The sequence below is a fragment of the Sedimentitalea sp. genome (assembly GCF_039973035.1).
In the GTDB taxonomy this organism is placed as follows: domain Bacteria; phylum Pseudomonadota; class Alphaproteobacteria; order Rhodobacterales; family Rhodobacteraceae; genus Sedimentitalea.
In genome coordinates this window covers 1-24,423 of record NZ_JBDWLR010000062.1, presented here as the reverse complement: position 1 = coordinate 24,423, position 24,423 = coordinate 1, and the positions used below count along the sequence as shown (strand labels likewise).

At 59.0% G+C, this 24,423-nt stretch carries 24 protein-coding genes and 1 tRNA gene; 9 read left to right on the top strand and 16 right to left on the bottom strand.

The features are described from left to right. Positions 1 to 110: 110 nt before the first annotated feature. Positions 111 to 398: a DUF2461 family protein gene (locus tag ABJO75_RS16245; protein ID WP_348127158.1), complete on the bottom strand. Its 288-nt coding sequence runs from the start codon at positions 396 to 398 to the stop codon at positions 111 to 113. Positions 399 to 578: 180 nt separating this feature from the next. Here ABJO75_RS16245 and uvrA point away from each other — a divergent pair, with 180 nt between their 5' ends. Continuing rightward, positions 579 to 3,461 (top strand): excinuclease ABC subunit UvrA, encoded by a 2,883-nt coding sequence (uvrA, locus tag ABJO75_RS16240; RefSeq protein WP_348127156.1) that lies wholly within the window; start codon positions 579 to 581, stop codon positions 3,459 to 3,461. Positions 3,462 to 3,473: 12 nt separating this feature from the next. On the opposite strand, the gene ABJO75_RS16235 is transcribed toward uvrA, so the two are convergent. Then, positions 3,474 to 3,821, bottom strand: coding sequence for an excinuclease ABC subunit A (locus tag ABJO75_RS16235; protein WP_348127153.1), 348 nt, complete (start codon positions 3,819 to 3,821; stop codon positions 3,474 to 3,476). A 145-nt stretch (positions 3,822 to 3,966) separates the two neighbouring features. On the opposite strand from ABJO75_RS16235, the gene ABJO75_RS16230 reads away from it, so the two are divergent. Beyond that, entirely contained in the window at positions 3,967 to 4,548 is a 582-nt protein-coding gene (locus ABJO75_RS16230; protein WP_348127150.1) for a VOC family protein, read from the top strand. A gap of 97 nt (positions 4,549 to 4,645) precedes the next feature. Here ABJO75_RS16230 and ABJO75_RS16225 read toward each other — a convergent pair whose 3' ends face one another. The 10 genes from ABJO75_RS16225 to ABJO75_RS16180 all read right to left on the bottom strand — a co-directional run bounded on the left by ABJO75_RS16225 (position 4,646) and on the right by ABJO75_RS16180 (position 13,985). After that, a complete protein-coding gene (locus ABJO75_RS16225; protein WP_348127148.1) occupies positions 4,646 to 5,518 on the bottom strand; it encodes a helix-turn-helix transcriptional regulator in 873 nt (290 codons plus the stop codon). Then, complete coding sequence (locus ABJO75_RS16220) at positions 5,515 to 5,646, bottom strand: hypothetical protein (protein WP_348127145.1); 132 nt, start codon at positions 5,644 to 5,646, stop codon at positions 5,515 to 5,517. The genes ABJO75_RS16225 and ABJO75_RS16220 overlap by 4 nt, the downstream gene beginning before the upstream one ends. Continuing rightward, on the bottom strand, positions 5,643 to 6,941 hold the full coding sequence (locus ABJO75_RS16215) for a c-type cytochrome (protein ID WP_348127142.1): 1,299 nt from the start codon (positions 6,939 to 6,941) through the stop codon (positions 5,643 to 5,645). The genes ABJO75_RS16220 and ABJO75_RS16215 overlap by 4 nt, the downstream gene beginning before the upstream one ends. 23 nt (positions 6,942 to 6,964) lie before the next feature. Next, on the bottom strand, positions 6,965 to 8,218 hold the full coding sequence (locus tag ABJO75_RS16210; RefSeq protein ID WP_348127140.1) for a formate dehydrogenase subunit gamma: 1,254 nt from the start codon (positions 8,216 to 8,218) through the stop codon (positions 6,965 to 6,967). An 82-nt stretch (positions 8,219 to 8,300) separates the two neighbouring features. Beyond that, positions 8,301 to 8,894 (bottom strand): formate dehydrogenase FDH3 subunit beta, encoded by a 594-nt coding sequence (fdh3B, locus tag ABJO75_RS16205; RefSeq protein WP_348127137.1) that lies wholly within the window; start codon positions 8,892 to 8,894, stop codon positions 8,301 to 8,303. A 12-nt stretch (positions 8,895 to 8,906) separates the two neighbouring features. Continuing rightward, the gene (locus tag ABJO75_RS16200; protein WP_348127134.1) at positions 8,907 to 11,870 is read right to left on the bottom strand and encodes a formate dehydrogenase subunit alpha; all 2,964 of its coding nucleotides are present in this window, start codon (positions 11,868 to 11,870) and stop codon (positions 8,907 to 8,909) included. A gap of 139 nt (positions 11,871 to 12,009) precedes the next feature. Beyond that, complete coding sequence (locus tag ABJO75_RS16195; RefSeq protein ID WP_348127131.1) at positions 12,010 to 12,201, bottom strand: twin-arginine translocation signal domain-containing protein; 192 nt, start codon at positions 12,199 to 12,201, stop codon at positions 12,010 to 12,012. Positions 12,202 to 12,261: 60 nt separating this feature from the next. Beyond that, positions 12,262 to 12,873 carry a molecular chaperone TorD family protein gene (locus ABJO75_RS16190; protein WP_348127128.1) on the bottom strand — a complete coding sequence of 204 codons (612 nt, stop codon included), beginning with the start codon at positions 12,871 to 12,873 and terminating at the stop codon, positions 12,262 to 12,264. Further along, complete coding sequence (locus ABJO75_RS16185) at positions 12,874 to 13,464, bottom strand: DUF3306 domain-containing protein (protein WP_348127126.1); 591 nt, start codon at positions 13,462 to 13,464, stop codon at positions 12,874 to 12,876. Next, positions 13,461 to 13,985 carry a DUF3305 domain-containing protein gene (locus tag ABJO75_RS16180; RefSeq protein WP_348127352.1) on the bottom strand — a complete coding sequence of 175 codons (525 nt, stop codon included), beginning with the start codon at positions 13,983 to 13,985 and terminating at the stop codon, positions 13,461 to 13,463. Before ABJO75_RS16180 ends, ABJO75_RS16185 begins: the two co-directional genes overlap by 4 nt. Positions 13,986 to 14,272: 287 nt before the next feature. On the opposite strand from ABJO75_RS16180, the gene ABJO75_RS16175 reads away from it, so the two are divergent. After that, positions 14,273 to 16,228, top strand: a complete 1,956-nt coding sequence (locus ABJO75_RS16175) for a 4Fe-4S binding protein (RefSeq protein ID WP_348127125.1) — start codon at positions 14,273 to 14,275, stop codon at positions 16,226 to 16,228. Here the strand turns inward: ABJO75_RS16175 and ABJO75_RS16170 are convergent. Continuing rightward, positions 16,222 to 16,950 (bottom strand): hypothetical protein, encoded by a 729-nt coding sequence (locus tag ABJO75_RS16170; RefSeq protein WP_348127122.1) that lies wholly within the window; start codon positions 16,948 to 16,950, stop codon positions 16,222 to 16,224. The genes ABJO75_RS16175 and ABJO75_RS16170 overlap by 7 nt on opposite strands. 65 nt (positions 16,951 to 17,015) lie before the next feature. Between ABJO75_RS16170 and ABJO75_RS16165 the strand changes: the two genes are divergently transcribed. The 4 genes from ABJO75_RS16165 to ABJO75_RS16150 are packed head-to-tail and all read left to right on the top strand — an operon-like array spanning position 17,016 to position 19,455. Continuing rightward, positions 17,016 to 17,210, top strand: a complete 195-nt coding sequence (locus tag ABJO75_RS16165; protein WP_348127120.1) for a DUF6494 family protein — start codon at positions 17,016 to 17,018, stop codon at positions 17,208 to 17,210. Positions 17,211 to 17,213: 3 nt separating this feature from the next. After that, a complete protein-coding gene (gene apbC, locus ABJO75_RS16160; protein ID WP_348127117.1) occupies positions 17,214 to 18,275 on the top strand; it encodes an iron-sulfur cluster carrier protein ApbC in 1,062 nt (353 codons plus the stop codon). Then, positions 18,272 to 18,979, top strand: coding sequence for a DUF4444 domain-containing protein (locus tag ABJO75_RS16155; RefSeq protein WP_348127114.1), 708 nt, complete (start codon positions 18,272 to 18,274; stop codon positions 18,977 to 18,979). The genes apbC and ABJO75_RS16155 overlap by 4 nt, the downstream gene beginning before the upstream one ends. Continuing rightward, on the top strand, positions 18,976 to 19,455 hold the full coding sequence (locus ABJO75_RS16150; RefSeq protein WP_348127111.1) for a DUF6505 family protein: 480 nt from the start codon (positions 18,976 to 18,978) through the stop codon (positions 19,453 to 19,455). Before ABJO75_RS16155 ends, ABJO75_RS16150 begins: the two co-directional genes overlap by 4 nt. Here the strand turns inward: ABJO75_RS16150 and ABJO75_RS16145 are convergent. Beyond that, the gene (locus ABJO75_RS16145) at positions 19,452 to 19,961 is read right to left on the bottom strand and encodes a flavin reductase family protein (protein ID WP_348127108.1); all 510 of its coding nucleotides are present in this window, start codon (positions 19,959 to 19,961) and stop codon (positions 19,452 to 19,454) included. The two genes, ABJO75_RS16150 and ABJO75_RS16145, sit on opposite strands and share 4 nt — an antisense overlap. A 233-nt stretch (positions 19,962 to 20,194) precedes the next feature. Between ABJO75_RS16145 and ABJO75_RS16140 the strand changes: the two genes are divergently transcribed. Continuing rightward, positions 20,195 to 20,284 (top strand) — tRNA-Ser (locus ABJO75_RS16140). 350 nt (positions 20,285 to 20,634) lie between these two features. Here the strand turns inward: ABJO75_RS16140 and ABJO75_RS16135 are convergent. Further along, the gene (locus ABJO75_RS16135; RefSeq protein ID WP_348127105.1) at positions 20,635 to 22,356 is read right to left on the bottom strand and encodes a phospholipid carrier-dependent glycosyltransferase; all 1,722 of its coding nucleotides are present in this window, start codon (positions 22,354 to 22,356) and stop codon (positions 20,635 to 20,637) included. Between the two features lie 578 nt (positions 22,357 to 22,934). Between ABJO75_RS16135 and ABJO75_RS16130 the strand changes: the two genes are divergently transcribed. Further along, positions 22,935 to 23,303: a hypothetical protein gene (locus ABJO75_RS16130; protein WP_348127102.1), complete on the top strand. Its 369-nt coding sequence runs from the start codon at positions 22,935 to 22,937 to the stop codon at positions 23,301 to 23,303. Here ABJO75_RS16130 and ABJO75_RS16125 read toward each other — a convergent pair. Beyond that, entirely contained in the window at positions 23,284 to 23,961 is a 678-nt protein-coding gene (locus ABJO75_RS16125) for a hypothetical protein (RefSeq protein WP_348127099.1), read from the bottom strand. The genes ABJO75_RS16130 and ABJO75_RS16125 overlap by 20 nt on opposite strands. Positions 23,962 to 24,423: the final 462 nt, after the last annotated feature.

Here is a 24,423-nt window from a genome sequence, read left to right as displayed (position 1 = left end):
CCATCGACCGATTGCCGCCAGTCACCAGGACCGGGTTTGTCAAAGCCTATTTTGCCACCGCCAACCGTGACGTAATCGTGCGCGATACCAAAGAATAAGCCCGGCTATTGCTAGCCCTGCAAATCAAGGCTCCAGAGCATGTGCAGGTGCGTATGGTGAGGCGTCTTGTCGTTGGAAAACCGCACGTCGCGATGCGGACGAAACAGCTTTGGGGTCAGGGTCAGTCCCATATCGCGTCCGATATCATGGGCAATTTGATCGACAAGCAACGTGGCCGGGGTTTTTAGTTCGGAGTCATACCGGTTCTTGTGCGCGGTGAACCACGCGCGGTTGTTGTTTGCAGCAAGTTCGCCGAGAAAGGCACGGGCGTCCGGAATGAGGCGGGCAAAAGAATCCATGATGTGATCCTAGCGGGTTGTTCGCACCGATCCACCGGCATCGGCCGCTGTGCCGTCACTGCAGGCCCCGCCGCGACAATCTTTCTGGATCGTGCCGCAATATGTTCTTGTAATGTTCTTCTTTTTCTGTTGGAGACTCGGTCCGAGGTCACTATGTGTTAACCGTGAATCGAGGGCATGATGGCTGAACTGAAGAATATTGAAGTACGCGGCGCGCGCGAACATAACCTCAAGAGCATCGACGTGGACATTCCGCGTGATCAGTTTGTGGTGATTACCGGCCTGTCAGGCTCGGGGAAATCCAGCCTCGCCTTTGATACGATCTATGCCGAAGGTCAGCGCCGCTATGTCGAAAGCCTGTCGGCTTATGCCCGTCAGTTTCTGGATATGATGGAAAAACCGGATGTTGATCATATCAGCGGTCTGTCCCCAGCTATCTCCATCGAGCAAAAGACCACCTCCAAGAACCCACGCTCGACCGTTGGGACAGTGACCGAGATATACGATTATATGCGGTTGCTCTTTGCTCGTGCCGGTACGCCCTATTCGCCGGCAACCGGCCAGCCGATCGAGGCACAGCAGGTGCAGGATATGGTCGACCGCATCATGGCGATGGAAGAAGGCTCTCGTGGTTATCTGCTCGCGCCGATCGTGCGCGACCGCAAGGGGGAGTACCGCAAGGAGTTCATCGAACTGCGCAAGCAGGGTTTCCAGCGGGTCAAGGTCGACGGCGAATTCTATGAATTGGATGAGCCGCCGACGCTGGACAAGAAGTACCGCCACGATATCGACGTTGTGGTAGACCGGTTGGTTGTGCGCGAGGGGCTTGAAACCCGCCTTGCCGACAGCCTGCGCACAGCACTTGATCTGGCCGATGGCATTGCCATTCTGGAAACCGCACCGCGTGATGGCGAAGGGGAACGCATCACCTTCAGCGAGAAATTTGCCTGTCCAGTTAGCGGTTTTACGATTCCTGAAATCGAACCCCGGCTGTTTTCGTTCAACGCGCCTTTTGGGGCCTGTCCGGAATGTGACGGGCTGGGCAAGGAACTGTTTTTCGATGAACGTCTTGTGGTGCCGGATCAAAACCTGAAAATCTATGACGGCGCGCTGGCACCTTGGCGCAAGGGCAAGAGCCCGTATTTCCTGCAAACCATCGAAGCGATTGCCAAACACTACGAATTTGACCGCAATACCAAATGGAAAGACCTGCCAAAGCATGTGCAGCAGGTGTTCCTTTATGGGTCAGGCGACGAAGAAATCCCGTTTCGATATGACGAGGGCGGGCGTGTTTATCAGGTGACGCGGGTGTTTGAGGGTGTGATCCCGAACATGGAGCGGCGCTATCGCGAGACTGACAGCAATTGGATTCGCGAAGAATTCGAGCGCTATCAGAACAACCGCCCGTGCGGGTTCTGCGATGGCTATCGGCTGCGCGAAGAGGCGTTGGCGGTCAAAATTGGCCCTGCCAAGGGCAAACCGGGCGATCTGCTGCATGTGGGGCAGGTGGTGCAGATGAGCATTCGCGAGGCCTATGCCTGGTGCCAGAATGTTCCGGACTACCTGAGCAACCAAAAGAACGAGATTGCCCGCGCGATCCTCAAGGAAATCCGCGAGCGGTTGGGGTTCCTGAACAATGTCGGTCTGGAATACCTCACACTGTCCCGCGCAAGCGGCACGCTTAGTGGCGGAGAAAGCCAGCGTATCCGTCTTGCCAGCCAGATCGGCTCGGGCCTTACCGGGGTGCTCTATGTGTTGGATGAGCCCAGCATTGGGCTGCATCAACGTGACAATGACAGGCTGCTTGATACGCTCAAGAACCTGCGCGATCAGGGCAACACCGTGATCGTCGTCGAGCATGACGAGGAGGCGATCCGCGAGGCGGATTATGTCTTTGATATCGGTCCGGGCGCAGGAATACACGGTGGGCAGGTCGTCGCCAAAGGCCTGCCGGCCGAGATTGCCGCAGACCCGGCTAGCATCACCGGACAATACCTGTCCGGCACCCGGTCTATCCCGATCCCCGCCAAACGGCGCAAGGGCAAGAGCAAATCGATTAAGGTGGTCAAGGCGACGGGCAACAACCTGAAATCCGTGACTGCTGATTTTCCGCTGGGCAAATTCGTTTGTGTGACCGGTGTGTCGGGCGGAGGAAAATCCACGCTGACCATCGAGACCCTGTTCAAAACCGCGTCAATGCGGCTGAATGGTGCGCGCCAGACACCTGCGCCCTGTGAAACCATCAAGGGGTTGGAGCATCTGGACAAGGTGATCGACATCGACCAGCGCCCCATCGGGCGTACGCCGCGATCCAACCCGGCGACCTACACGGGCGCCTTTACCCCAATACGTGACTGGTTTGCCGGGCTGCCCGAGGCCAAGGCGCGCGGCTACAAGCCGGGGCGGTTTTCCTTCAACGTCAAGGGGGGGCGCTGCGAGGCCTGTCAGGGCGATGGGCTGATAAAGATCGAAATGCACTTCCTGCCAGATGTCTATGTCACCTGCGAGACCTGTAATGGGGCGCGGTACAATCGGGAAACGCTCGAAATCCGTTTCAAGGGCAAGAGCATTGCGGATGTGCTCGACATGACGGTCGAGGATGCGCAGGAGTTCTTTAAGGCGGTGCCGTCTATCCGCGAAAAGATGGACGCGCTGATGCGGGTCGGGCTGGGTTATATCAAGGTCGGTCAACAGGCGACCACCCTGTCGGGTGGCGAGGCGCAGCGGGTGAAGCTGTCAAAGGAACTGGCCAAGCGATCGACCGGGCGGACGCTCTATATTCTGGATGAGCCGACCACCGGGCTGCATTTTGAAGACGTGCGCAAGCTGTTGGAAGTGCTGCATGAATTGGTCGAACAGGGCAATTCTGTTGTGGTGATCGAACACAATCTGGATGTGATCAAGACAGCCGACTGGCTTATCGACATTGGCCCCGAAGGCGGCGATGGCGGCGGCGAAATTGTTGCCACCGGCACGCCGGAAAAAGTTGCCGAAGAAGAACGAAGCCACACCGGGCGTTACCTTAAACAGATGCTGTCGGGTGAACGGTTGGCGGCAGAGTAGCTCTGCGCCAGATCAGTTCAGCAACGCAGAAGCAGCCCCGATGAAGTCGAGCACTTCGCGGGTTTGGCGGTCTACCCGAAAGATGTTGTCGCCCACCCGAAAGTAGGTCTGGTTGGGGTCTAGTCCGTAGCGCCCTGGCCCATCGACGATCACATAGTCGCCGGTTACTCGGTCGCCGATCCGATATTGCGGATAGATCTTCTTGGCCTGTCCCGGCGGAACGCAGGCTGGAGGTTTTTTGGCCAAACCCGGAGGACAGTTACCTGCGTGGTTCACCTTGTCTTTCGCGTCGACGGCAAATGCCGAAGCCAGCATGGCCACGCAAAAGCCCAATGCCGGGATCAGGTAAGTCAGTCGCATGGTTCGTTCTCCTTTCTATAGAGATAGGTACGATCATCGGCCATGTCGCGTCCGGGCAATCTGCTCGGCGATGGTCTGCCGAATTCAGAGAACGTGACAGGCGGGAAGCCGCGTGGCAGATTGCTGCGAAAGGGGAGGATTACACATGCGTAAATTGCAGGTCCAAGGGGTGCATCACATCACCCTGACGGGCGCAGATCGCCAGACCACCATTGATTTCTGGGAGGGCGTTCTGGGAATGCCTTTTGTGTTTGATCAGCCAAATCTTGATAATCCGGACGAAGGACATGTGTACTTTGATCCGGGCGATGGGCGTCTGATCACGGTGTTCACCAACGAAAATCGCAGTGGCACGCCGAACCGTACCCCTACGGAGCCAGGCTGTGTCCATCACCTGGCGTTTTCGGTCAGCCAGGCAACGTTCTGGCAGGCGGTCGAGCGGCTGGACGAACGCGGCATCAAGCATTTTGGTCCAAAGGATCGCGGGTTTATGGATTCGATCTATTTCAAGGATCCGCTTGGGTTGTTGATCGAACTGGCAAGTTACCGGTTCGAGCCACCCTCTGGATGCAGCCATGCGGACGTCATGATCCGGGCGCATCGGCATCGTGTGGAGCGAGGAGATCCCCATATCGATCGTATTCACCTGGCGGATGCCATCGAAGATCTGGTTCTGGCTCGGCAAGACAGTCTGTCATCGGACCGTTCACCGAAGAATCCATACTAGGTGGAATGAGCAAGGCTGAGGGGCGCTGCCCCTCAGACACCCCGGAGTATTTTTACAAAGATGAAGAGGAGGGAACGCGGATCCGTGGTAGCGGAGCCTATCCGCTGGCGCCATTGTGATGAATGGTTCCCAGACCTGTTAGATCATAGCCGGGGAGTTCGGTTGCGCGCGCCGCGCAGGCGGGTGAAGCGAGGAAGTGCATGAGTTTTTGAAGTGGTGGTTCGAACCAGGCACGGCGCCAGACGGCGAGATCGAACCGTTCGACTGCGAGTGGGATGAAGTCGAGGCCATACAGCCCCGCGAGCGCGCCGAGCCCAAAGCCCACTTCGGCTTTGCCGTCATGGAGCGTGATCGCGAGTTCTTCTTCGGTGCGGGCGCGTGTGGGTAGGGGGGCGATATCCTTCAGGGTCAGCTCCGCTGCGGTGAGCCTTGTTTCGAACTCGTGCTGGCTGGCGGCGCTGCTTTGGCGCAATGCGACGCGGCGGCCCGCGAGATCTGCGAAGCCGGCGATGCCGTTGGTTCCCGGTGCCAGCAGCAGGCCGCGCTGCCGCATGGCGATTTCCACGAGGACCACCGGGGCTTCTCCGACTGCCTCGCGCAGTGCCTTGCAATTCCACCCCTCTCCTTCGCGGATATGCAGACCGGCTGCCTGAGCCGAACGCGCAGCGATGCGCAGCAGACCGTCATAAGACCCGTCATAAAAGCTGGCGAGTTCCGAGCGGCTTTCGCGGAGGGCCCAGTCGAGCAGGGGGTCGTGGCTGCCGGCGATAATCGGTGGGAGGGGCGGTTCGGCAACTTGCGGCCCGCTGCGCGAGGCATTCAGCCAGGCCGTGATTTCAGCGCGGGGAAACAGTAGTTTGCCAACGGCCCGCACACAGGGGACCTCGCCATTGCCCGCAAGGTCATAAACTTTGCGTTCGCCAATGCGCAAAAGATCAGCGAGTTCTCGTGTCGTGAGGTAGTCGCTCATCCTCCGTCCAGCCGGACGTCTGGTCCGCTGCCACTTTGGGCGGCTGAAAAGCCACCCCTTTCCAGCCCGTACCAGGCCAGAATTGCAATCAGAGCGATGGCGACAAAGGCGCTCAGCATGGCTTTCATTCGGTCGGTTCTCCGGCTGTGGCTTGGCGCATGTAGGTGATCAGGTCCGCCCGGTCATCCGGGCTGGTGATCCGTTGCATCGGCATCTTGCTTCCCGGAATGTAATGGTCGGGACCAAGATCGAAAAGCGCATTTATGCTGTCGGCGTTCCAGATGATGTCTGAGCCGCTCAGGCGGTTGGAATATGTATAGTCCGGGACGCTTCCGGCCGCCCGGCCAAACAATCCGTGCAGCGTCGGCCCCGCGCGCCGGGCGCTGCCGGGGGTCAGGCTGTGGCAGATGGAGCATTTGCGGGCGAATTGCCGCTCTCCGTTGCTCATCTCGGAGGGGTCTTTCAGATAGCTATGTTCGCTGCCTTCCATCGGCGTATGATTGCCAAGGCTTGCCACGGGCCAGCTGTACATCGCCTCGTCAAGCCCGCCTGCATGAATGTTGGACCCGTCGGGTGAAAAGGCCAGCGCCCAGACCGGGCCGCGCAATGTGGCGCGAAAGTCGTGGGCGATCCGCCAATTTCGCGTGTCGATCACCATGATGTAACCTTCACCATCGCCTACCGCGAGGAAGTTGCCATGTTGCGACATCGCCAAAGCCAGAATTGGCCGCCGATCAAGTGTGAAATCATGCATTTCGGCGCCCGTGGCCAGATCAATGATACGCGTGACACCGTCGACCGCCCCATAGGCAAGCCAGGTGTCGTCTTCGTTGACCACCAATTCGTTTATGCCGAAACCATGATTGACGAGGATCTGCCGCTCCTTGATCCGATCAATGTCCCAAACCCGGATCGTGCCGTCCATCGAAGCCGAATAAAGAGTTGTGCCATCTCTTGTAAACGCAACTTTGTTGACGCCTTGATCGTGTCCCTTGAGCAAAGACGTTGGTTGACCTGTGATGTTGGTTCCATCCGCATTCAACGACCACAACCCGATGAATCCGTCCCAACTGGCCGACGCGACACGCCCTGTTTCGGGCGAAAGTGCCAGATCGACAACCTTGCCCTTGTGATGCCCGATCAACGTACTTTGGTCGTTGACGGTATCCCAGACACGGATCTCAAAATCGTCACCGGCAGACACGAGCGTTTCGTCGTTCCAAAACGCGACGGTATTGACGGCAGCGCGGTGACCTTCGAGCCAGTGTGGCGTTTGTCCCGTCCACACACCTACGGCGTTGTCGAAACTTGCGGTTGCGATCTGGCCTGTCGGGGAGGCCGCAATGCCCATGATTGGCCCGCCATGGCCTTTGAGCGTGAAAAACTCCTGCGCTGCCGCCCACGACGGTAACAGGGCCAACATCAGGACCGCAGCGCGCCGCACGTCTACTCGGCGGGGGCGGTGGTTCCGGCAGCCGCCTCCTTGGCTTTGACCTCCTCTACCCATAATCCGTGATGTTCACGCGCCCATTGTTCGTCGACTTCGCCGGTCCCCATGGCGTCGAACGCACCTTCCATGCCGACGGTGCCGAGATAGATGTGCGCAAAGATCATCGCCATGAATACAAACGCGACAACCGCGTGCCAGAGTTGTGCGAACTGCATTTCTTCCTGCGCGGCGAGCTGCTCGGGCAGGGGCTGCATGCCAACCCAGCCGGGGGCGCCGGTATCGTTGATCAGCGCAAAGGTCTTGGCAAACATCGGCAATTCAAACGGAAAGAGCAGCGACAGACCTGAGGCGCTGATCGACAGGCCCAGAACAACGCATCCCCAGAAGATCATCTTTTGCCCGGCATTGAATTTCCGGGCGGGGGGGTGAACCCCTTTGGAAAACAGCCCGCCGCCCATGGCCAGCCATTTCAGATCATGCTTGTTGGGGATGTTGTGCAGGGTCCAGTTCAGAATCACGAGGATCAACCCGGCCATGAACGCCCAAGCAACATTGTTGTGAACCCATTTGCTGGCCAGCGCGAGTGTGGCGAACATATCTTTGCCAAACATCGGGATCATGACGGTACGGCCAAAAAGCGTGATTAATCCGGTTGCCCCGAGAATCAGGAAACTGCCAGCGAACAGCCAGTGACCAAATCGCTCAAAGCCGCTGAACCGGGTGAGCGTGCGCCCGGACTTTTCACCTTCGATACGAATTCGGCCTCGGAGCAAAAGGAAGAGGGCCAACAGGACCAGCGTACCGCCCAGCAGATATGCCCCGTAGGTCGCCAGCGGACCTTGTCGGAACTGCAGCCACCACATGCCGCCGTCCTGCATGATCACATCGGCGGCGGGGCTGCGCGAACTGACGGTGATATCGGCGCTGCCATACCGCATGGCGCGCCACAGTTCGGGATCAGAGGCACCGCCAAGCGTACCCAGTTGCGAGGCGATCGCGCTGGCGCTGTCTGGATCGCCGGTGGCATCGCGGCGAAAGCTGTCATCAATCTTTTCGCCGCGTTGGCGTGCCAGAATATCGTCAAGCGTCTGCGCGCCGCCGGTGGCCGCACGTGTATCGGTGCCTCCGGTAGAGTCCGCGCCCGGATCGACCGTCAGGGGCTCGGTCAATTGCTGAATCGACGCATCCTGCGCGGCGAGTGATAGCGGCAAAAGCAGGCCGACAAGCAGCGTCAGTAGGCGAAAGCGCATGTTGCGTGTCCTATTGTCAGTTCAAAACCCATCAAAAGGGCGCGGGCGACCCGGTAACGGGCCGCCCAAATCAGTGAAAGACCTAGCCGCCCTTTTGATCGTAAGCGGTGCCCCAACCCCAGGCGCCCGAACCAAAGCCGCGGGCAACCACGCGTTCGCGATAGATTGCGGATACCACGTCACCATCACCGGCCAGCAGCGCCTTGGTCGAACACATTTCGGCACAGATCGGCAGTTTGCCTTCCGCGATCCGATTGCGACCATATTTGGCGAACTCGGCTGTGGAATGGTTTTCCTCGGGGCCACCGGCGCAGAAGGTGCATTTGTCCATCTTGCCGCGCGATCCGAAATTGCCTGCCTGTGGATATTGCGGCGCACCGAACGGACACGCGTAGAAACAGTATCCGCACCCGATGCACAGATCCTTGGAATGCAGCACCACGCCTTCTTCGGTTTGGTAGAAACAGTCGACCGGACAGACCGCCATGCAGGGCGCGTCGGAACAGTGCATGCAGGCGACCGAGATCGACCTTTCGCCGGGTTTACCATCATTGATGGTTACAACCCGCCGCCGGTTGATGCCCCAAGGCACCTCATGTTCGTTCTTACAGGCGGTGACGCAGGCGTTGCATTCGATGCAGCGTTCGGCGTCGCAGAGAAACTTTGCTCTTGCCATGTCTCTTACTCCTTATGCTGCTGAGATCTTGCAGAGAGTGGCCTTGGTCTCCTGCATTTGTGTGACGGAATCATATCCATAGGTCTGGGCGGTGTTGGTGCTTTCACCCAAAACGTAGGGGTCGGCCCCGCTCGGATACTTGTCCCGCAGGTCCTTGCCTTCGAAGTGGCCGCCAAAGTGGAAGGGCATAAAGGCCACACCCGCTCCGACCCGTTCGGTCACCATGGCCATCACCCTGACCTTTGACCCCTCGGCACCTTCGACCCAGACCTGCGCACCGTCGCGGACGCCCAGATTATTGGCGTCTCTCGGGTTGATCTCGACGAACATGTCCTGCTGTAGCTCGGCCAGCCAGGGGTTGGACCGGGTTTCATCGCCGCCGCCTTCGTATTCAACCAGCCGACCGGATGTCAGGATCATCGGGTATTCCTGAGAGAAGTCGTTTCTCTGGATCGACGCATACATGGTTGGCAGTCGATAGAACTTGCGGTCCTCGTAGGTCGGATAATCAGCCACCAGATCGCGCCGCGGTGTATACAGCGGCTCGCGGTGGACCGGTACTGGATCAGGGAAGGTCCAGACGACTGTCCGTGCTTTGGCATTGCCAAAGGGCGCACAGCCATGAGCGATCGCAACCCGTTGGATCCCGCCGGACAGGTCGGTCTTCCAGTTCACGCTGCTGACACGATCATCGTAATCGGACGGGAAAGGAGACATCCCGGCCTCGCCGACTTCCTTGAAACCTTCCAGTGAGGCGGCCCGCCCAATGGCGCGCCGTTCTTCGTCCGTCAGATCGGTGTGCCAGCCGAGATCCCTGAGCATCTGGTAGGTAAACTCTGGATACCCATCCTGAATCTCGGACCCAACGGAATAGACCCCGTCGGCAAGCAGGTTGTCGCCATCCCGCTCTACGCCGAACCGGGCGCGGAAGGTAAGACCACCCTCGGCCACCGGTTTGGACATGTCATAAAGGTTGGGTGTACCCGGGTGGTTCATCTCGGGCGTGCCCCAGCAGGGCCACGGCATGCCGTAGTAATCACCATCTGCAGGTCCGCCAATCGCCTGCAGCGTCGTCCGGTCGAACGTATGCTGGTTGGCCATGTGCAGCTTGATCCGCTCGGGTGACTGACCGGTATAGCCGACAGTCCACATACCCTTGTTGAACTCGCGGGTGATGCTCTCGACGACAGGGGTTTCGCTGTCTTCCATCTCGATATTGCGGAACAGCCGGTCGGCCCAGCCGAACTTGTTGGCGAACTTGGCCATGATGACCTCGTCCGGCAAGCTTTCGAACAGTGGCTCGACCACCCGGTCGCGCCATTGCAGGGACCGGTTTGAGGCGGTGACAGAGCCACGGGTCTCGAACTGGGTGCAGGCTGGCAACAGGTAGACTCCGTCGGTGCGGTCATGCAGCACGGCCGAGACGGTGGGATAGGGATCAACCACGACCAGCATGTCGAGCTTTTCCATCGCCGTCTTCATTTCCTTGCCGCGCGTCTGGCTGTTGGGGGCGTGTCCCCACAGAACCATGGCGCGCACCTTGTCGGGGTTGTCCATATTGTCCGGGTCTTCGAGCACACCGTCGATCCAGCGACTGACCGGAATACCCGTCAGGTTCTGAAGCGAGGTTTCTTTGCCCTCGCTGTCAGCAATGCTGGCAAACTGTGCAGAGAGCCATTCTGGGTCTTCTTCCCAGACACGGGCCCAATGACCCCATGCCCCCGCCGACAGGCCGTAATAGCCCGGCAATGTGTGCGAGAGAACGCCAAGATCGGTCGCGCCCTGCACGTTGTCGTGGCCACGGAAGATGTTGGTCCCACCACCGGAGGTGCCCATGTTTCCAAGTGCCAGTTGCAGCACACAATAGGCGCGGGTGTTGTTGTTGCCGTTTGTGTGCTGGGTGCCGCCCATGCACCAGATGACCGTGCCGGGCCGGTTGTTGGCCAGCGTCCGTGCGACGCGGCGCAACTGGCTGCCTGGCGCGCCGGTGACACGCTCGACTTCTTCAGGGTTCCAGTTGGCGACTTCTTCGCGGATTTGATCCATGCCCCAGACACGGGTGCGGATGAACTCCTTGTCCTCCCAACCGTTCTCAAAGATGTGCCAGAGAATGCCCCACACCAGCGCCACGTCGGTGCCGGGCCGGAAGCGGACGTATTCATCCGCGTGCGATGCCGTGCGGGTAAAGCGCGGATCGCAGACGATCAGGGGGGCGTTGTTCTGCTCTTTGGCCTTGAGCAGATGGACCAGCGAGACAGGATGCGCCTCGGCAGGGTTGCTGCCGATCAGGAACATCGCCTGGCTGTTGTGAATGTCATTGTAGCTGTTGGTCATGGCGCCGTAGCCCCATGTATTCGCCACACCCGAAACGGTGGTCGAATGGCAGATACGCGCCTGATGGTCGACGTTGTTGGTGCCCCAATAGGCGGCGAACTTGCGGAACAGATAGGCCTGTTCGTTGTTGTATTTGGCAGAACCGAGCCAATAAACGCTGTCGGGCCCACTTTCCTCGCGGATTTGCATCATGCCGTCGCCGATTTCGTCGATGGCCTGTTCCCAGCTGATGCGCTTCCACTCACCGCCTTCTTTCTTCATCGGGTACTTCAGGCGGCGCTCGCCGTGGGCGTGTTCGCGAACCGCGGCGCCCTTGGCGCAATGTCCGCCCAGATTGAATGGGCTGTCCCAGCCGGGTTCCTGACCGATCCAGACGCCGTCCTGCACTTCGGCAACCACGGTACAGCCAACCGAGCAATGGGTGCAGACTGATTTGATCGTCTCGACCGCAGCCCCGGCGGCCGTCTGGGCGTTGGCGGCGGTGACGGTGCCTCCTGTGGCGCTGATTGCGGCGAGGCCGCCAATGGCAAGGCCCGATCCGCGCAGGAATGCGCGGCGATCCACCGATTTTTCTGTCACGTCAGACAGGATACTTGCCCGCTGGGGGCGTCGTGCAACCCCGTTGGTCTTTTTCCTAAGCATGTTCATTTCCTTCCGTGCTGGCCAAAGCGGTGGCTGGCTGGGTGTCTCTGATCCGGCGTCAGGGCGTCACGCCACCGTCTGCCTTGGGGGATGTCGTCCGATTTAGATTACCGGGCGCAATCGTGGTATGTGGTCGACCTCAGAAACGGGCCGAGTCGAGATAGGCGCGGGTATGCGCCGTGTCCTGAATGCGGGTCTCGTCGACCGGAAGGTCGGCGGCCTCGGCCTCGGACCCGCCGAGAGCGGCGGCAGCAACGGCAGCGGGGGCTGCAGTTCCGGCGAGTTTCAGGAAATTGCGGCGACTGGTGCCGTCTTCCTTGGGTTTGCGCATCGGAGTGTCTCCTTGTCCGTTATGCGGTTTGCCCCGGTGCAGGGGCGGTAAAAGGCGGGTCTAACCCGCAGTCATTCTGAAGCCATCGCGCTCGATCTCCATGAACACACGACCGGCGGTACCGACCGAAGCATAGAGAACCGAGTGTTCGGCAGCCTCAAGGTCTGTATAGAAGTGCCCGGCCCAGGGGCCAATATGGCGCGTCCAGAACGTTTTTTGGTCGTTCAGCGGGGCAGGAGCACCGAAACGCCCGACGATCATTCCTGCCATCATTTCCATGAGGCTGGCGATGTTGTCCTGAGGTTCATAGACGTTCGGCGCGCGGGTAATGCCCCGCGCGGCCATGTCAGCGCGAAGCTGCGCCAGAGGTTTCTCGTTGAGAAAGCCCGTGAGGTAATAGCTCGCATAGGGCAGCAACTCGCCTCGGCCAAGCCCGATGAAAAGTGCGTTGAACTCGCGTTCGGCGGTCGCCGGTTTGGTGACTCTGGCAACGCGGGCCATGCCTCCGATGGCTTGTCCCAGATCGGTGCTGTCGCCGGTGAGGCCCGCCATTTGATCGAGCACGATTTGATCAGGGGGACCGGCAAGCAGCAGTCCGAGAAAATTGTAGAAATCCGCACGCAACCGATCTTCGGCAGGAACTTTGGTTGCGGTTTCGGCAGCATTGTTCATTCAGGTTCTCTCACTCGCGGTCTCTTGGGGAAAGTCGAACCGCATGCGGTGTGGGGTCGGTTGGGTGACAGGCTCATCGGGGTCCCCGATGGGGACCGCCTCTTTGCCTGTGTCGGCTGCGGGCGCAGCCTCCTCCGCGAGAGCGGCGACATTGATCTCTTCTTCGGGCTCGTCCATTGGCGCGGGAGTCTCGCTTTCGGTCTCGGCAGCCATGGCCTCGATGTGGCTCAGCATGCCTTTGCCGACCTGGTACGCCGTTTGCAGATTCTCGACGACGGTTGCGCTGTCAGTATAATCCTCGCCGTAATCAACCAGCCCGTCCACATTCGCCAACACAGGATTGAGTCGCCAGAACCGCCGCAGCGCCCGGCGCCGGAGGCGGTCTGGCACGAGTTGGTCCATGAACGCGCTGATATTGTCATCAGCGCAGAGTGTATCAGGGTCAGGGAGGTTCAATTCTTGCAAGACCTCGGCATCCTCACGCGCTTCCAATGCGGCGCGTTTCGCTTCGATTTCGGCCTCCGCCTCGGCGCCAGCCTCGGCTTCGACTGCCGCCCGGCGGCGCGACCAGAAATCGTGCTCGCGGGTCATACCAGCCCCCGGTTTGGCGCACGGTAGACGTCTGAGGTCTGGCGGATACGTGCGTCGCCCTTGCCGTCTTGCTTCAGATCAACCCGCTCGTGGTCGCGGCGGCGTTTCACAAAGGCTTCGTGTTCATGATGGGTCAGCGCAAAATCCCGCACCCAGGCGACCAGCCCCTCGGGCATGGGCACTTTTTCGACGATATCTTCGCCATTGTCGGCATAGTCCTGACCTTCGTATGGCGAGGCCGTCAGCAGCAACATGTTAAGCGGATCGTCGGTGCCCTCGTCACGCATCACCACGTATACCGATGGGCAACTGTCAGAAAGGTTTGCCAAGTAGGATTCGCTGTCAGTGGCCCAGAGCGTCAATGTCAGAGTAGCCGCATGATATTCGACAGCCTTTCCCTCGCGGCGCAATTCGAGCCAATGCGCGGGCGCAGCGCCGGGCAGAACGGCAACAGCCGACCAGTTCCACTTGGCCCAGCGGGTTACACCAGGCGTCTTGCGAACGACGACCCCAAGGGGCATTTCAACCTTTTGTCCGGCAGTTCTTGACACATTTCCTCCCGCGCGCGTTCACCGAGTATGGGATAAAATTGGCTCTTCGCCAAGTTTTTTGGGTGGGGTCCGGAGGTTTCCTGCGACCAAAGTCGTAGCTGTTCCGCCCGGCAGCCATACAGGTGAACTTATACCGGTGTATTTTAGTGGCTGTTCTTTGGCAGGATGCGGGTTGTCTGGATGTAATCGCTTTACCTCGACTGCATGCTCGGCCTAGGTTTCGGCTGCGCAGCGACGCGGAGCCGGGGAGGGTATTCATGGCCAAGTCATTGATCCTGTGTGACTGCATGGGCACGCAAACCGTCGATCCGGAGGCGATTGCGGGTGTTTGTGACGTGGCCTGTTCCCGGGTTCATACGGCGCTTTGCACAACACAGATCATGTCAGCGGCCAAGCTGATGGAAGAGGGCGACACGATCATCGCCTGCCAACAGGAACGTGTCCGGTTCGAGGAATTCGCTGAGGAAATCGGGGTTGAGTCGCCGGGGTTCGTCGATCTGCGTGACCGGGCAGGCTGGTCAGAGCAGGGTGCCGATGCCGCGCCGAAAATGGCAGCGCTCGTGGCCGAAGCACTGTTGCCAGCGACAGCGGTGCGCAGTCTTGATGTCGTGTCTGAAGGGATTTGCTTCATCATGGGGCCGGGTGACGTTGCGCTGCCTCTGGCGGAACAACTGGCCGATGCGCTGACGGTCACGGTGCTGATTACCGATGAAGCCGAGCCGCCAGTGAGCCGCTCGTTTGACGCGGTGCGCGGCAGGCTAAGGCGTGTGAGCGGAGCGCTCGGAGGGTTTGAGATCCTGATCGATGCGCTGCAACAAATCGCGCCGGGCGGACGAGGAGCGTTCGGATGGAGCGCGCCGCAGGATGGCGCACGGTCAACCTGCGATCTGGTGATCGATGTGACCGGGGATGCGTCAATGGCCCCTGCTCCGGAAAAACGCGAAGGGTATCTGCGTGCGGACCCCCGCGATCAACTGGCGGTGCAAAGCGTCGCATTCGAAGCGGTGCAATTGATCGGAACCTTTGAAAAGCCGCTGTATGTCCGGCTGGATGAGACCCTTTGTGCGCATTCCCGCGCCGGGCAGGTTGGATGCTCGAACTGTCTGGATATCTGTCCGACCGGTGCGATCACACCGGATGGCGATCAGGTGGCCATCGACCCTATGATCTGCGCGGGCTGTGGCGCTTGCGCTGCATTATGTCCATCGACGGCGATCACCTACGAGGATCCGCCGGTGGGGCATGTTCTGTCGCGGGTCCGCACACTGGCCGAGAGTTTTCAGGCGGCGGGTGGTACAGCGCCGCGCCTTTTGATGCATGATGCGCATGGCGCCGAAATGATCCGGTTGGCGGCACGGTTTGGTCGGGGTTTGCCTGCTGATGTAATCCCGCTGGAACTAGTTGTTGTATCCGGTTTTGGCCATGCGGAGATGCTGGGGGCATTGGCGCATGGTTTTGCCAAAGTCGATGTGCTGATCGGCGCCGCGACGGAACGGGACGCTCTGTTGCGAGAGCAAGCGCTGGCAGAGGCCATGGCCGGGCCGGGACGTGTGACATTGCTTGATGAGGCAGACCCTGACCTGATGAGTGATGCACTTTACATGGCCGAAACGAAACCGGTCACATCTTCGCCAGTCTTGCCACTTGGCAATCGCCGCCAGATCGCCCGGCTGTCGGCGCAGGCGTTAAATCCGGACATAGATGCGCCGTTGCCTTTGCCGGATGGGGCGCCCTATGGCGCGGTTCTTGTCGATACGGATGCCTGCACCTTGTGCCTGTCTTGCGTGTCGCTTTGCCCGTCGGGTGCGTTGATCGACAATCCGGATATGCCGCAACTGCGGTTTCAGGAAGATGCCTGCCTGCAATGCGGGATTTGCCGTACGATCTGTCCGGAGAACGCGATCACATTGACGCCGCAGATGGATACCAGCGAGGCGGCGCTGTCACAGCGGGTGCTGAACGAAGAAGAACCCTTTGCCTGCATCGAATGCGGCGCGCTTTATGGTGTGAAATCCACTGTCGAGCGGATCATGGAAAAGCTTGCAGACAGTCATCCGATGTTCGCAAGCTCAGAGCAGGCGCGCATCATACAAATGTGCGATGACTGCCGGGTGAACGCGCAATTTCAAAGCAAGGATAATCCGTTTGCAGGGGCCGAAAAGCCACGGGTGCGGACAACCGACGACTATCTGTCAAAACGACGGGATCACTGAAGCGCCAGCGGCGCGCCGAGGTCTGCGGCGCGCGTCCTCGCGACATGGGCAATAATGGCATCGATATCGTCTATCGTCATTTCTACCGGCACGATAGGCGGCGGGCGCTCCGGATCGAACGGCGGGGTGACGTCGATGATCTGGGTAAAGGCACCATGAGGATTGCGTATGAAAAACTGCTCGAAACGTTCGATCCAGTCAGGCAGGCTGCGCAGCACGGCAAAGGAAGGTGTGGAGCCAAGACCGTTCATCCGGTTTTCGGGACCAACCACGTGACAGCGACCGCAATGCAGGCGCGACAGTTCTGCGCCGCGTGTGGTATAGCCATCGACAACCGGGGCCTTGGCCGCTTCCGTTACCGCAAATTGCGCCGAAAATGGATGAGCCCCGTCACGTTGAAAACTCTCGATTGTGGTCTTGCCGGTGTCGGAAAGCAGCCAGTCAAGAAATCGTTGCTGTCGCGGATCGTCCGCAATGCGCAGATGATAGGTAACGCCATCGCCCTGAAACACCGGCACGCCGGGCGGGGTGGGGGCAAGCAGCATTGGCCCGGATGCATCCGGGGTGACGCGAATGGACGTCTTGAGCGAAAAGCGCGGGAGGATGTGTTTCAGCAAACCGCTGTCGACCACGGTGATCGGAACCGCAAGGCCAAGGCTGTCCTGAGCGGCGACCGGACTGGAACTCAGCAGCAGAGTGAGGCAAAGAAGCAGCGCACGCATCTTGCAGATCCTACGGGGCCAGGGTGTGTTGCGTCAATTGCCGGTAGCGGATGGAGAGAAAGACCATGAGCGACGATTTCAACATGTCGATGCGTAAATTTCTGAAACAGGTCGGTGTGACCAGCCAGCAGGCGATCGAAGACGGCTTGCGTGAGGCGGGCGATACCAAGGGCAAGAGCTATGAGGCCAAAGTGGTTCTGACCGTCGACGGTCTGGATGTGGAGCATGTGGTGACGGGCACCATCAAAGGGGCCGAATAACAGATGGCAACGCGCGAGTCGGTTCTGGCCGAACTGAAACAGATCACCGACCCGGCAAGCGGGCAAGACATTGTGTCCGCCGGGATCGTGAGGGCGCTGAACGTCGAGGACGGCGCGGTGCGGTTCGTGCTGGAAATCGACCCGGCGCATGCCAAGGCGATGGAGCCGGTCCGCGCCGAAGCAGAAGCGCGGGTCAAGGCGCTGGACGGCGTGGGCAACGTGTCGGCAATGATGACCGCGCACAGCCAAAAGGCGCCACCCGATCTGAAACCGGCTAAGGCAGCGGAACCGCAGGGTCCGCAAAAAGTGCCGGGGGTGGACCGGATCATCGCGATTGCCTCGGGCAAGGGTGGCGTTGGCAAGTCGACCGTGGCGGCCAACCTGGCCTGCGCACTCGCCGTCGAAGGTCGGCGAGTCGGCCTGCTGGATGCGGATGTCTACGGTCCCAGCCAACCCCGCATGTTGGGCGTTTCAGGACGGCCGGCAAGCCCGGATGGCAAGACGATACTGCCCCTGCGCAATCACGGCGTTACGATGATGTCGCTGGGTCTGATGACCAACGACGATCAGGCGGTGGTGTGGCGTGGCCCGATGTTGATGGGTGCATTGCAGCAGATGATGATGCAGGTGCAATGGGGCGCCTTGGATGTGCTGATCGTAGATCTGCCGCCGGGTACGGGAGATGTGCAGCTGACGCTGAGCCAGAAATTCGCCGTTGATGGCGCGATCATTGTCAGCACACCGCAGGATGTGGCGCTGCTGGATGCGCGCAAGGGCATCGACATGTTCAACCAGTTGAAAACGCCGATCCTTGGCATGATCGAAAACATGAGCACGCATATCTGCTCAAAATGCGGTCATGAAGAGCATGTGTTTGGGCATGGCGGAGTTGTCGCCGAGGCCGAAAAGCTGGGTGTGCCGTTGTTGTCCGAGATCCCGCTGCATCTGGATATTCGGCTCGCAGCGGATGGTGGCGCGCCGATTGTCGTCAGTAAACCTGACAGCCCGCAGGCCGAGGCGTTTCGCCATGTGGCCCGCAACCTGATCGCCAAGGGGCTTGCATGACCCGGTCACCACGCTTTCCACCCTTGATGGCTGGCGTGGCGGTCGTTGGCGCGGATGATCCGTTTGAAACGGCCCGTGCCATGGCGATGCGGGGCTGCGAAGGTGGCACGGTTGTGCACAACGTACAGGCCGACCGTTTGCGGGCGGCGATTGTCTTTGCGCCCGAGGTGACGACAGAGGACGCAATGGCGATGCTGCCTTTGTGTGGTGTCGGGTTTCAGAACGCATTCGGAGCGCTTGCCCCTCCGGAAGTGGCTGTCCATCTGGAATGGGACGGCGGTATTCGGTTCAACGGCGCTTATTGTGGCGGTTTGCGCGTTGCCGCAGCGGGGGCGGTGGACCAGATACCTGACTGGATGATCGTCGGGTTGGAGGTGCCGATCCTTCAAACCGGAGACGATCCCGGGGAAAACCCGGATGTGACCGCGCTCTATGACGAAGGCTGTGCCGAAGTCGATCCAACGCACCTTTTGGAAAGCTGGACACGGCACTGTCTGGTCTGGATCAATCGCTGGAGTGACGAGGGCAATGCACCTCTGCATGCCGCGTGGTCGGGGTTGTTGCACGGAACCGGCGAGACGGTGACTCGCGCGGGGCGAAGTGGGACATTCCTCGGCACCGACGAACGGTTCGGGATGTTGATCCGGGACGGTGAAACGACACATCTGGTGCCGATGAGTACCCTGTTGGGAGAGACTGCATGAAGCTGGCACGGGCCATTCATTTTGATGAGAGCGACCAGAACGTGTTTCACAACCCGGCGCGCACCGGTGAGTGGTGCATTTCCGGCGGGTTCGAATTTTCCAACTGGACCGAGGCCGATCTGAGCGGCAAGGCACAGCAGGCCTTTGCCAATGGCTGGCTGGGCCTGGAGACATTTGGCCGGGTCACATTTGTTGCGGTCACGCAGGTCGAACCGGGCGAGGTTGCCGCGCTGACTGAGGCGCTGGCGCAGCACTTTGTCGATCTCTACGGGGCACCTTCGGTCGAAGAGGCGAGCGGCGTTGCGCAAAGCGAAATCGCCCATATGGCCGACTTGTGCGAGGACCATGATGCGAACACGCTGATTACGGTCGCCCGCGAACTATCCGAAGCAGGTGTGCGCGAAGCCTACCGTACGATCAAGGCGCAGGCGGCAGGGATCGATCAGTTCGCCATTCACGGCACTCTTGACGATTAACCCTCGTCGCCGAAGCCGGAAAACCCGCCATACTGGCCGGATTTGTGCAAGAGGCCGGTGCCGGGACGGCGCATTACACGCTGGACCAGGCCAACGATGATGGTGTGATCGCCAGCGTCATGCAGCGCCGTTTGGCGGCAATCGAACCGCGCGATGCACCCTTGCAAAATGGGTACGCCAGAGTCATCCGGTTGCCAGTTGGTCGGCGAAAAATCAGTGCCGATCTGAGAGAAATGACGCGCCAGCTCCATTTGATCTTCTGCAAGAATGTGGATCGAGTAATCCTGTGCAGTCGTAAAGGCGTGATAGCGCTTTGAATGTTTCGCAGCGCACCAAAGCACCATGGCCGGATCCAGCGAAACCGAGGCAAACGAATTCGCCGTCATTGCCAGCGGTCCGTCGTCGGTCGCGGTGGTGACCACCGTCACACCAGTGCCAAAACACCCAAGCGCCATGCGATAGGCGCGGCTGGTGTCAGGGCCGGGAACGATGGTGATGTCGGACATGAACGCGTGCTCCAGTTGATCTGATCCGTTGGGTGCCATGCCTTTCGGGTTTTGTCCATGCCTCGGGCCCGCTTCTCTCATCCCGGCGTTCGGCCTGACTGGCGTCGCGTGGCGCCTTGAACCCGGTTCAGAAGGGCTGGAACAGAGGAAAGAGCTTCCGGACTCGCAACTTGATTCCGGAAGCGTTTTCCAGCTTGCATTGCGTCGCATGATCCGGCACATATCGCCCCCACGGAGAGGTGGCCGAGTGGTCGAAGGCGCACGCCTGGAAAGTGTGTAGGCGGGAGACCGTCTCCAGGGTTCGAATCCCTGTCTCTCCGCCACGCTACACCAAATCAAAGACTTCAGACTTGTATCCTCCGCTTCGACACGATGTGGAGCATTAGTCCTTTGAAGCAGTCCGGCGATCTTCTGTCGTCAGGCCACCGGCTATCACTTTCCTGGCGTCGAAGCGAAAACGCTTAGAAGCGTGCGGATTCCGTTATGAGCCGAATGCCCAGGTCGAGTTAGTGATCTTGCCCGTCAACTTTCGTGATCTATGAAATTATCATTTCAAAACGAATATCAGAAGAAGGTGCAGACGAGATGGGGGTGCTCCTAGGATCGCCTGATACGCCAAACGATACGGGACTTTCTGACAGCACTACTAAGGCAGTTTCAAGCCGATTGATTCTTACGGTAGCTCAGAACAATCGAAGACACTGACCTCCCGCTCTAGAAACAATGGTTTTCTCGGGGCAACCGAGTCTATGAACGCACAGCGCTCCAGCACCTCGGCCGCGAAGTTGCGGATAAGTGGAGAGCCGACTTCGTTGCGCAGATAGTCCAGATCTTTGAGAAGTACAGCGCTAAATCCGCGCTCCAGCCAGTAGTTCAACTGCCATTCCTCTGACTGCAATGGCCAGGCGTGGGCCTGAACCGTGTAGCCCTCGGCGTCTTCGTCTACATGTTCTAGCCCGTACATCGCCACGGGCATCGGGTAAATGAACTGAGCATCCGGCGAAGCAATCTCTTTCAGCCGCTCCTCGGCCATTTCAGGCAGTGTCACACCGTATTTTTCTGCCAGATGATCCCATCTTGCATGCTGCATGTCGCGCGCGGCCTGTACGATGGGAATCTCTGTATCTGCCATGCTTAGCACGCGTGCATCGGCATAGCGGTCGCGCAGAATCGCGTCGGTTTCACGATAAACTGGGTCTGCGAGGGCTTGTATGATCGGTTGCAACGCACCCCAAACCGAAAGCCCCAAGCCGGCGGCGATGACTAGTCCATAGAGGTGTCGTAGGCCGGGGCGCGCGACTTGAAACAGTCCGATCAGCCCCAATCCGGCAAGGAGCAAGAAACCGGCGAAATTTCCGATCCAGAGGTGTTCGGGCTGACGTGGACCAACCAGAATGGCGGTGGCGGCTGTGCCGATCATCAACGCACCCCAGACGACCATCAACAGTGGTTTGTACTGCCGGTCACATATTTGCGTCAGGAGAAACGCTGGAAACACAAGGGCCGCGAGCCCGAGAACCGGGTTCATGCCCAGCACAGCCTGCGGGACGCGTTCAGTAAGGGTGACAAGCCCGCTGAGCGGTTGATCTGAGCCGCGAACGGACATAACAGACTGAATTTGTTGATATTCCAGAAACGTCTTGAAGTCGAGCAAGGTGCCGATGTTTAGGAGCGGCCATAGAACTGCAACAGATAGGAGTCCGCGAAGAATGGCTTTTCCACAGGCGCTCAACCCCTCGTAATAGGCCAGTACCGCAAGATGTCCGAATACCAGTGGCGCGAGTATGAAGACCGCCGAGTGTTTGAAACTGACGGCGAGCACGACCGCGACACCCAAAAGAACATCCCAGCGAAAAGGCGTCTGGGTATCAACGCGCGCCAGCGTCGCAGCGATGGCTGCAACGATAAAGCTCGCCATGGCAACATCGCCCTTGGCGATATGTGATTGGTAAACAGCAAGTGGGTAGACGACCGCGAAAAGGCCCGTCACCAGCGACGAAACCTGCCCAAATCCGAGCCGGCGCGCACAGAAATAGAAGAGAGGGGCGAGAAGCGCCCCGAGGCCAGCCGTGACCAGCCGCGCGGTTACATAGAAAACCGTTGGATCGTCGAAATACTGGGCGCGAAAAGAGCCGACACCATCCCACCAACCGAGAGGTAAGCCGACTGCGAAAAGACCGCCGAATGCGACGCCGTTCACGTAATTTATGAGCGGTGGATAAAAGTGCTGACCCGGCACCAGATCCCCTGTCAGGACCTTTGCGGCGTCCGAAATCCTTTCGTCACCGTGAAAGTAGCCATAGTCGGCTCCTTGGGCACGTAGGACAAAAGCCAGCAGGAATAGCGCCAGGCAGTAAAAAATGGTTAGGAAAAACTTGGTTTGATGGTTTAACAAGAAATGACGTTCCACATTTTAGGACGTTAATTAAATTGGTATTAGTGTTAGTCGCTCAAACTTTTTGCATCAATCCCTTGCCTACAGAGATAGGAACTCGCGGATGATAGAAATTTATACACGCCCCCACCTGCGGTGGGGACGCCGTCTCAAACCAGAATTGCTGCAGATTTGTCGCATTACGTCTGGATGCGCGGAACCAATCTGCGGTCCGGTCAGGTGCAAGTTTTGCTGATTTCGAAGATCAGGACATGGGCGGGCTCGAAGGGTGCGGTACTATGGAGCCTGACGTGCCTCAAGCGTGCCTCTTCAATGCGCATGTCGATGCGGGCAGAGATTTTGACCTTAAACGCCGATTTCGCCGAGTATCTGTCAGCGGCTTCGAAGAATTTTGCCAAATCTCATGATGAAACGCGCGTAATACGTCGTGAGGCCGACGAGACAGTCAGCTTGATACGCGAAACAGTTCTATACTCAAGGCGCGGCTTGGTCGATGCGCTGTGTATCGGTCAATGGGTAGGGAATGTTCAAATGTTCGTTCTCTTCGCACGTCACGTTTCAATGGAGCCAAACCAACCATGACCCCAAGCGCCTTCTCCTTGATCCTTGCGAGCGTGTCTTTGTCTGCGATGGGGCAGACCTTGTTCAAGACCGGAGTGGGGAGGGCACGCTTTGTCGACGGTGCTTCGATCCTGGGAAAGGTCATCGGTTTCCTAACCTCTCCCTGGATCATGGCGGGGCTTGCCGTTTATGCCGTCGGGACCGTTTTGTGGCTGTTTGCCCTGAAACGGATTGATCTTTCACTTGCTTATCCGTTCGTCGCAATGAGCTTTATCATAGTCACCGCATCGGCTGTTCTGATCCTTGGCGAAACTCTGACCTACGCTCGGGTGGCGGGACTGTCTCTGATCGTGGCCGGCCTCGTGGTCATGGCGTTCGGTAGTTAATCTCCGAAGGGTTAAGGCCGGGCCGTGTTAGATGGTTAAGTGTCAGATGTAATTGCATTTGCACCGTCAGACAGTTGGTCAAGGTTTTGCAATCCAAACGCCTACAGGTGATAGCAAGAAAAGGTTGCCTCTCATCGGCTTCGGCATCGATCTTCTGCTTGATCAGGGCCAGTTTTTCCGCTGTGCCCGGATGGCCCACAAGGTTGGCGACCCACGCATTGGCTTGGCTGTCGGATGCGATGCCATGCGGACCGCAGCCGACCTCGAAATCCTCGGCCTTGCTGGGATCGTTCGCCGGACAGCGGGTTACGGTATTGGAGCTACCGTCACCCACCCAAATACGATCATGATGATTGATGGCAATGCCGAACGTATTTTTGAACTTGAAGGTACCGTTCGTGGGTTTTCCCTCCAACCTTGGGCCTAGTATGTACCCTTTGGATGGCTCCCTTTTGGGAATGTGGACGATCTGGCTGTGCCCGATGTCGACTGTCCAGACATCTCCGTTCGAGGCGATGGCGACGCCTTGCATCTGACCCAATTTGCCGTCGAAGTTGAATCCGGTCTCCGGCGAAAGCGGTTCACCGGTCTTGCAGTCCAGCACGGAAATCGTGCTGCCGACCGGGTTGGAGGCCCAAATACTATCATCCTTCTTCACTACCGCGATAATGTATGTCGGTGCGTCCGACCCCGCCCGCTATACGGTCACTGAGGCTCCGCCAATCGGAGCATTTCCAGCTTCGACTCGCCTCAGAATTTGCTCTTCAGCTTAGGCTGGTACGGCCACTTAGGACGCCGCCAGAAACAGCGCAGCGAGGCTCAACATTCGAGGCTCGAGAGGTGGTTCCTTTCAAGCAATGCGTGAGCAAGTCCTACTGCGCGCCCGAGCAGTTTCCGCAAAGAACCGGGCGAGCACTTGATTGATGAGGTTGATGTAATCTCGTCCCCGACACGCATGATGCGATCTTCATCGTCACGCCGATTTCCCCAGGGTTTTGACCTGTCGGCTTTCGTGCATCATCAGTACAGCTCCGAGAAAGAAGCAAAGCGCGCCAAGCCAGAGATGGATATTCGCCAAGTTGATGATCCAATCCGGATCAGTCCCCTTCGGAACAAAGGC

Bases quoted from the DNA above. Each gene is read 5' to 3' on its own strand.
- ABJO75_RS16150 (WP_348127111.1), top strand. From the start codon at position 18,976: ATGAAGCTGGCACGGGCCATTCATTTTGATGAGAGCGACCAGAACGTG.
- ABJO75_RS16235 (WP_348127153.1), bottom strand. From the start codon at position 3,821: ATGCGACTGACTTACCTGATCCCGGCATTGGGCTTTTGCGTGGCCATG.
- ABJO75_RS16245 (WP_348127158.1), bottom strand. From the start codon at position 398: ATGGATTCTTTTGCCCGCCTCATTCCGGACGCCCGTGCCTTTCTCGGC.
- apbC (WP_348127117.1), top strand. From the start codon at position 17,214: ATGGCAACGCGCGAGTCGGTTCTGGCCGAACTGAAACAGATCACCGAC.
- ABJO75_RS16165 (WP_348127120.1), top strand. From the start codon at position 17,016: ATGAGCGACGATTTCAACATGTCGATGCGTAAATTTCTGAAACAGGTC.
- ABJO75_RS16145 (WP_348127108.1), bottom strand. From the start codon at position 19,961: ATGTCCGACATCACCATCGTTCCCGGCCCTGACACCAGCCGCGCCTAT.
- ABJO75_RS16230 (WP_348127150.1), top strand. From the start codon at position 3,967: ATGCGTAAATTGCAGGTCCAAGGGGTGCATCACATCACCCTGACGGGC.
- ABJO75_RS16195 (WP_348127131.1), bottom strand. From the start codon at position 12,201: ATGCGCAAACCCAAGGAAGACGGCACCAGTCGCCGCAATTTCCTGAAA.
- ABJO75_RS16210 (WP_348127140.1), bottom strand. From the start codon at position 8,218: ATGCGCTTTCGCCTACTGACGCTGCTTGTCGGCCTGCTTTTGCCGCTA.
- ABJO75_RS16215 (WP_348127142.1), bottom strand. From the start codon at position 6,941: ATGTTGGCCCTGTTACCGTCGTGGGCGGCAGCGCAGGAGTTTTTCACG.
- ABJO75_RS16220 (WP_348127145.1), bottom strand. From the start codon at position 5,646: ATGAAAGCCATGCTGAGCGCCTTTGTCGCCATCGCTCTGATTGCAATT.
- ABJO75_RS16225 (WP_348127148.1), bottom strand. From the start codon at position 5,518: ATGAGCGACTACCTCACGACACGAGAACTCGCTGATCTTTTGCGCATT.
- ABJO75_RS16170 (WP_348127122.1), bottom strand. From the start codon at position 16,950: ATGCGTGCGCTGCTTCTTTGCCTCACTCTGCTGCTGAGTTCCAGTCCG.
- fdh3B (WP_348127137.1), bottom strand. From the start codon at position 8,894: ATGGCAAGAGCAAAGTTTCTCTGCGACGCCGAACGCTGCATCGAATGC.
- ABJO75_RS16185 (WP_348127126.1), bottom strand. From the start codon at position 13,464: ATGACCCGCGAGCACGATTTCTGGTCGCGCCGCCGGGCGGCAGTCGAA.
- uvrA (WP_348127156.1), top strand. From the start codon at position 579: ATGGCTGAACTGAAGAATATTGAAGTACGCGGCGCGCGCGAACATAAC.
- ABJO75_RS16180 (WP_348127352.1), bottom strand. From the start codon at position 13,985: ATGCCCCTTGGGGTCGTCGTTCGCAAGACGCCTGGTGTAACCCGCTGG.
- ABJO75_RS16190 (WP_348127128.1), bottom strand. From the start codon at position 12,873: ATGAACAATGCTGCCGAAACCGCAACCAAAGTTCCTGCCGAAGATCGG.
- ABJO75_RS16200 (WP_348127134.1), bottom strand. From the start codon at position 11,870: ATGCTTAGGAAAAAGACCAACGGGGTTGCACGACGCCCCCAGCGGGCA.
- ABJO75_RS16130 (WP_348127102.1), top strand. From the start codon at position 22,935: ATGACCCCAAGCGCCTTCTCCTTGATCCTTGCGAGCGTGTCTTTGTCT.
- ABJO75_RS16155 (WP_348127114.1), top strand. From the start codon at position 18,272: ATGACCCGGTCACCACGCTTTCCACCCTTGATGGCTGGCGTGGCGGTC.
- ABJO75_RS16175 (WP_348127125.1), top strand. From the start codon at position 14,273: ATGGCCAAGTCATTGATCCTGTGTGACTGCATGGGCACGCAAACCGTC.